The 6,400-nt window shown below is 66.4% G+C and carries 3 protein-coding genes and 1 pseudogene; all 4 read left to right on the plus strand.

Annotated features, from left to right (window positions below):
• Positions 1 to 1,089: pseudogene (locus QZV94_RS21925) on the plus strand (chromosome partitioning protein ParB); the annotation flags it as partial.
• Positions 1,090 to 1,194: 105 nt separating this feature from the next.
• Complete coding sequence (locus QZV94_RS21930; RefSeq protein ID WP_293681947.1) at positions 1,195 to 1,611, plus strand: hypothetical protein; 417 nt, start codon at positions 1,195 to 1,197, stop codon at positions 1,609 to 1,611.
• On the plus strand, positions 1,604 to 2,248 hold the full coding sequence (locus tag QZV94_RS21935; RefSeq protein WP_293681950.1) for an antitoxin of toxin-antitoxin stability system: 645 nt from the start codon (positions 1,604 to 1,606) through the stop codon (positions 2,246 to 2,248). Before QZV94_RS21930 ends, QZV94_RS21935 begins: the two co-directional genes overlap by 8 nt.
• 121 nt (positions 2,249 to 2,369) lie before the next feature.
• Positions 2,370 to 6,400, plus strand: a 4,031-nt coding sequence (locus tag QZV94_RS21940; RefSeq protein ID WP_293681953.1) for a strawberry notch family protein, incomplete at its 3' end; no start/stop codon positions are given.

A 6,400-nucleotide genomic window follows, 5' to 3' on the forward strand; every position in this document is an offset into this window, starting at 1 on the left:
CTTGGTGAACTCGACAACCGGCCGATGATCTTCGACCCGACCGATATCGCCCGCGCAGGCGTTTTCCTGAGCATCGGCGCAGACGGCAAGCTTGTGGTCGACCGCGGCTATGTTCGCCCGGAAGACGAGGCGCCTGTTGTCCTTCCCGAGGATGAGACCGACGGTTGTGCGGCGGCGATCAGCGGCCGAGCCGGCGAGCCTGGCTCCAGCGGCTCGTCCCGTACCGTCATCACGGTCGGGGGGCAGCCGATCGAAGGCGACGAGGACGAGGACGACGCGATCAAGCCGTTGCCCGAGCGCCTGGTGGTCGAACTGACCGCCCATCGCACGCTCGCGCTGCGCGACGCCGTGGCGAGCAACCCGCAAATCGCGCTGACGGCGCTTCTGCACAAGCTCGTCATCGACACGTTCCAGCGCACCACCACTGGCGGCGGATGCCTTGAAGCGTCCGTGCGACATGTCTTCTTCCCCGCGCAGGCTGCCGACCTCAAGGACTGCCCCTCCGCACGCGCGATCGCGGAGCGTCAGGACGCTTGGAAGGCCGACCTTCCGCAGGACGATCAGGCGCTCTGGGACTGGCTGTCGGCGCTCGACGATGCGAGCCGGCTCTCCCTGCTCGCCCACTGCGTAAGCTTCGGCGTCAATGCGCTTTACGAAAAGCCGAACCCCTATGGCGGGAACGGCGTGTCCCAGCACGGGCTCGAACGCCGTCTCACCCAGGCCGACCGGCTCGCGCGCGCCACCGGTCTCGACATGGTGGACGCCGGATGGCGGCCGTCCGTCGACAACTATCTCGGCCGGGTGCCGAAGCGCCGCATCGTCGAGGCCGTGCGTGAGGGCGCCGGAGACCGGGCCGCGCAGCTCATCGAGCATCTCAAGAAGGGTGACATGGCCAAGGAGGCCGAACGCCTCCTCGCCGACACCGGGTGGCTGCCCGAACCGTTGCGGCTTGCCCATACGGAAAGGTCGTCCGAACCCGGCGAACCCGAAACCGAGGCAGGCTCCAAGGATTTGCCGGCGTTCCTGTCCGGCGACGAGGAAGCCTCGGACGAAGATGTCGAGCCACTCCCGGCCATCGCGGCCGAGTAGCCGATCCAGGCGGGGCCGCTCCGGCGGTCCCGCATCTCTCCTCACACGTCCTTTCCATCAGCCCGGTCGCCGCGCCGGGCTTTTCCATGTTCGCGGGAGACTGTCATGGCAGACTATTTCACGCACTTCTCGTGCCTGCTCGACGTCGGCACGCCCCAGAATGCCGCACGCGCGCTCGATCTCTACAACGCACTGACCGAGGCTGGCGCTGCGGAGGAACCGCCGTCCGAAGGCTTCCTCGTCTCCATCCAGCCCGAGCACGGCGGCTCGCAGCTCTGGCTGCGGGATGACGTCTCCGGCGATCCCGAACGGCTGATCCAGTTCGTGAAGCTCTGCGCTACGGAGTTCGGTCTCAAGGGCCGTTGGGGCTTTCAGTACGCCAACACATGCTTGCGGCCGCGGCTCAATTCCTTCGGCGGTGGCGCGCACATCCTCGACCTCGGCACCGGCGATACGGTCGGATGGATCGACACCGATGGCTGGCTCGCCACCGCTTTGGACGGAGGTGATCCCGATGCCTGAGATCATCGAAACCATCGTCTATCGGCTCGATGAACTCTCCGACGCGGCGAAGGACGCCGCGCGCGGATGGTATCGCGAAGGCGGCTTCGATCATGACTGGTTCGAGTTCGTCTATGACGACTTCGAACGCATCTGCACGATCCTGGGCATCAGCCTCCGGACGCGCCCTGTCCGGCTGTTCGGCGGCGGCACCCGCTCGAAACCCTGCATCTGGTTCTCGGGCTTCTGGAGCCAGGGGGACGGGGCCTGCTTCGAGGGCGACTACAGACATGCGAGAGCCGCCGCCCGCCGCATCCGAGACTATGCACCAACGGATACCGCGCTTCACCGGATCGCCGACACCCTCCAGGCCGTTCAGCGGCGCAACTTCTACCAGCTCCGAACCACCGTGACCCACCGGGGGCGCTACTATCACGAGCATTGCATAGCCATCACAGTCGATCGCGACAGCCCCACGGGTCAGGACATGACCACCGATGCGGAAAATACCGTTTCCGAAGCGCTCCGAGATCTGGCCCGCTGGCTCTACCGCCAGCTCCAACGGGAATACGAGCATCTGACCTCGGACGAGGCCGTCGACGAGGCGATTGCGGCGAACGGCTACACCTTCACCGAAGCGGGCCGGCGCTTCGGCTGAAGCAGGCACGCGTACATCTCACGAGAGGGAGAGAGGGGCCGGGACGGGTTTGAGCCCGGACGGTCGAGAGAGAGCGCCCACGGGCTCGTCCTGTTCCCGCTCTCCTTTCGAGGTTTTCCCCATGTACGATCGTTCCGCGCCAGCCGCACAAGAACATACGCCGGCATCTCATCTGCCACGCGCCGACCGAACCGCCGCACTGCTCGGCGCCGCCCGATCCATCCTCCCCCATCTCGAAGCCGGCAGACGTGTGGACGCCACCCTACTTCGTGAAGCGATGGAAGCGAGCTTCAACGCGTCCGACGCTGCCGGAGCCTGGGATTGGAAGCTGGCCTATGATGCTTGCGAAGCAGCGACCGTTCTTTTCGTCCGCAAATACGGCAGAGCGCTTTTGCACAAAGCCGGTTCTCCGGCCGCCGCCCTGCCGCTGATCGCGAAAGTCGCCGGGCTGCTTCCCACGCACACGCGCCGCACGATGGACAGCGAGACGTTCCAGCAGTTCTCGACGCCCATCCCGCTCGGACTCATCGCGGCGACCGCTGCCACCATCCTGCCCTCCGACCGTGTGCTCGAGCCTTCGGCAGGGACCGGCTTGCTCGCGATCCTGTCGGAGATCGCGGGCGCGACCTTGATCCTCAACGAACTGGCGGAGACCCGGGCCAACCTCCTCTCCTCGCTCTTTCCGGTCGTTCCCGTCACGCGCTTCGATGCGGCGCAGATCGACGATTACCTGGACCCGGCGATGATCCCGACCGTCGTGCTGCTGAACCCGCCATTCTCTGCACTTGCAAATGTCTCTGGGCGCATGGGCGACGCAGCGCTGCGGCACATCGCGTCCGCGCTCGCCCGCCTCGCCGAAGGCGGGCGCCTGGTGGCCATCACGGGCGCCAATTGCGGCCCGGACCATCCCGCCTGGCGCGAGGCGTTCATGCGCCTGCAGGTGCGCGGGCGCGTCGTGTTCACCGCGAGCATCGACGGCGCCGTCTATGCCAAGCACGGCACCGCCATCGACACGCGGCTCACCGTGTTCGACAAGCTGCCGGCAGACGATCCGGCCCGCTTTCCGGCATCACCGGGAACCGCACCCGACGCGCGCACACTCATGGATTGGGTCACGAAGCAGGTTCCGTCGCGCCTCACGCTGGCGGACTCTCTCGCCCTGCCCACGCCGTCGCCGATGACGTCGAAGCGGGTTGCCCGCCCGAGTGCGCGCGGTCCCGCGAAATCAGCTCTCAGATCCTCACTCGACGAGCCCAGTTACGTGGATCTTGCCTATGAGACCCTCGACTGGCAGCCGGCCGAGGGCGGTCGCCTGACCGACGCCATCTACGAGGAATACGCACTTCAGACGATCCGCATTCCCGGCTCTCAGGCGCATCCGACCAAGCTCGTGCAATCGGCGGCCATGGCGTCGGTAGCGCCGCCAAAGCCAAGTTATCGTCCACGCCTGCCCGAACGGCTCATCAACGAGGGCGTCCTTTCCGACGCGCAGCTCGAAACCGTGATCTATGCTGGCGAGGCGCACACGGGCTTCCTCAGCGGCGCCTGGACCGTTGACGCGACCTACGACCTCGTCTCCGCGGCAACCGACGACGCGGCATCCGCCATCCGCTTCCGACGCGGTTTCATGCTGGGCGACGGCACCGGCGCGGGCAAGGGGCGCCAGTCCGCCGCCATCATCCTCGACAACTGGCTGCGCGGACGGCGCAAGGCCCTCTGGATCTCGAAGTCCGACAAGCTGATCGAGGACGCGCAGCGCGACTGGTCGGCGCTCGGCATGGAGCGCCTGCTCGTGACGCCGCTCTCCCGCTTCCCGCAAGGACGGCCGATCACACTGCCGGAAGGCATCCTATTCACCACCTACGCCACGCTACGGTCCGATGAGAAAGCCGAGAAGGTTTCGCGCGTCCGGCAGATCGTCGATTGGTTGGGCTCAGATTTCGACGGGGTGATCATCTTCGACGAGAGCCATGCCATGCAGAACGCCGGCGGCGGCAAGGGAGAACGAGGTGACGTCGCGCCCTCGCAGCAGGGCCGTGCCGGCTTGCGCCTCCAGCACGCCCTCCCCGACGCCCGCATCGTCTATGTCTCGGCGACAGGCGCCACCACCGTTCACAATCTGGCCTATGCCCAGCGCCTCGGCCTGTGGTGCGGCGAGGACTTCCCCTTCGCCACCAGGGCCGAATTCGTCGCTGCCATCGAAGCCGGTGGCGTGGCGGCGATGGAGGTGCTGGCCCGCGATCTTCGCGCCCTTGGCCTCTATACCGCCAGGTCGCTGTCCTATGACGGGGTCGAGTACGAGCTGGTCGAGCACACGCTCACCGACGAGCAACGCCGCATCTATGACGCCTATGCTGGCGCGTTCTCGATCATCCATAACAATCTCGATGCCGCGATGCGCGCCGCGAACATCACCAGCGAGACAGCCACGCTCAACGCCCGCGCCAAATCAGCCGCCCGTTCGGCCTTCGAAAGCACCAAGCAGCGCTTCTTCGGGCATCTGCTGACCTCGATGAAGACCCCGACCCTGATCCGCTCGATCCAGCGCGATCTCGATGACGGGCACGCGGCTGTCGTCCAGATCGTCTCCACCGGCGAGGCCCTGATGGAGCGGCGACTGGCCGAGGTGCCGACCGAGGAATGGAACGACGTGCGCGTCGACATCACGCCGCGCGAATATGTCCTCTCTTACCTTCAGCACTCCTTCCCGGTGCAGCTCTATGAGCCGTTCACCGACGCGGAAGGCAATCTCTCTTCGCGACCCGTCACCCGCGATGGCCAGCCCGTCGAGAGCCGCGAAGCGGTCGCCCGGCGTGACCGGTTGATCGAGAAACTCGCAAGCCTTCCGCCGGTGCCTGGCGCGCTTGATCAGATCGTCCAGCGCTTCGGAACCGACATGGTGGCCGAAGTCACCGGGCGCGCGCGGCGAATCATCCGCAAAGGTGATCGGCTGATGGTCGAGAACCGTCCCGGCTCTGCCAACCTCGCCGAGACCGCCGCCTTCATGGATGATGCCAAGCGCATCCTTGTGTTCAGCGACGCCGGGGGAACCGGGCGCAGCTACCACGCCGACCTCGCCGCGCGGAACCAGCGCCTTCGCGTCCACTATCTCCTAGAACCGGGCTGGAAAGCCGACGCCGCCATCCAGGGCCTCGGCCGCACGAACCGCACCAACCAGGCGCAGCCGCCACTGTTTCGTCCGATCGCGACGGACGTGAAAGCCGAGAAGCGCTTCCTGTCGACCATCGCCCGCCGGCTTGACACGCTCGGAGCGATCACACGTGGCCAGCGCCAGACCGGCGGACAGGGCCTCTTCAGACCCGAAGACAATCTTGAAAGCCCCCATGCGCGCGACGCGCTGCGCCAGCTCTACCTGCTGATCGTCCGCGGCAAGGTCGAAGGCTGCTCGCTCCAGCTCTTCGAGAGCGCCACCGGCCTCAGCCTGATGGACGAGACCGGCATCCGCGACGAGCTGCCGCCGATCACGACCTTTCTCAATCGACTGCTGGCGCTGACGATCGACCTCCAAGGCGTGTTGTTCACCGCCTTCGAGCAGTTGCTCAATGCCCGGATTGCGGGAGCACTGGCCAGCGGCACCTACGACATCGGGCTGGAAACACTGAAGGCCGAGAGCTTCGTCGTCACCGACCGGCACGCCATCTATACGCACCCGGCCACCGGCGCCGAGACGCGGTTGCTGACAATCACGCAGCGCGAGCGCAACCGGCCCCTGTCGCTTGATCAGGCGTTCGAGCTTCTGGCCGACCCACGGGCAGCCTTGCTCATCAACGAACGATCCGCCCGGGCGGCGGTGCAAGTGCCAGCCCCAAGCATTATGCTGGATGATGGTGAAATCGAACGCCGGGTACGCTTGCTCCGGCCGATGGAACACCACCATGCATCGCTGGCGGCGATGGCGGAGAGCCATTGGCGGGTGGCAGATCGCGATGTCTTCGCGGCGGCGTGGCAGCGCGAACTGGCGCAGATCCCGGAGTTCACCGACAGCTCGATCCATGTCGTCGCCGGGCTCCTGCTCCCGATCTGGAAGCGTCTCCCGGATGAGTGCACGCGTGTCTATCGCCTTCAGACGGACGATGGCGAACGCATCATCGGGCGACGCGTGGCTCCAGCTTGGGCGGCCAACGCGCTCGC

This window comes from uncultured Phenylobacterium sp. (genome assembly GCF_902826855.1).
Taxonomy (GTDB): Bacteria; Pseudomonadota; Alphaproteobacteria; order Caulobacterales; family Caulobacteraceae; genus Phenylobacterium.

Bases quoted from the DNA above. Each gene is read 5' to 3' on its own strand.
- QZV94_RS21935 (WP_293681950.1), top strand. From the start codon at position 1,604: ATGCCTGAGATCATCGAAACCATCGTCTATCGGCTCGATGAACTCTCC.
- QZV94_RS21930 (WP_293681947.1), top strand. From the start codon at position 1,195: ATGGCAGACTATTTCACGCACTTCTCGTGCCTGCTCGACGTCGGCACG.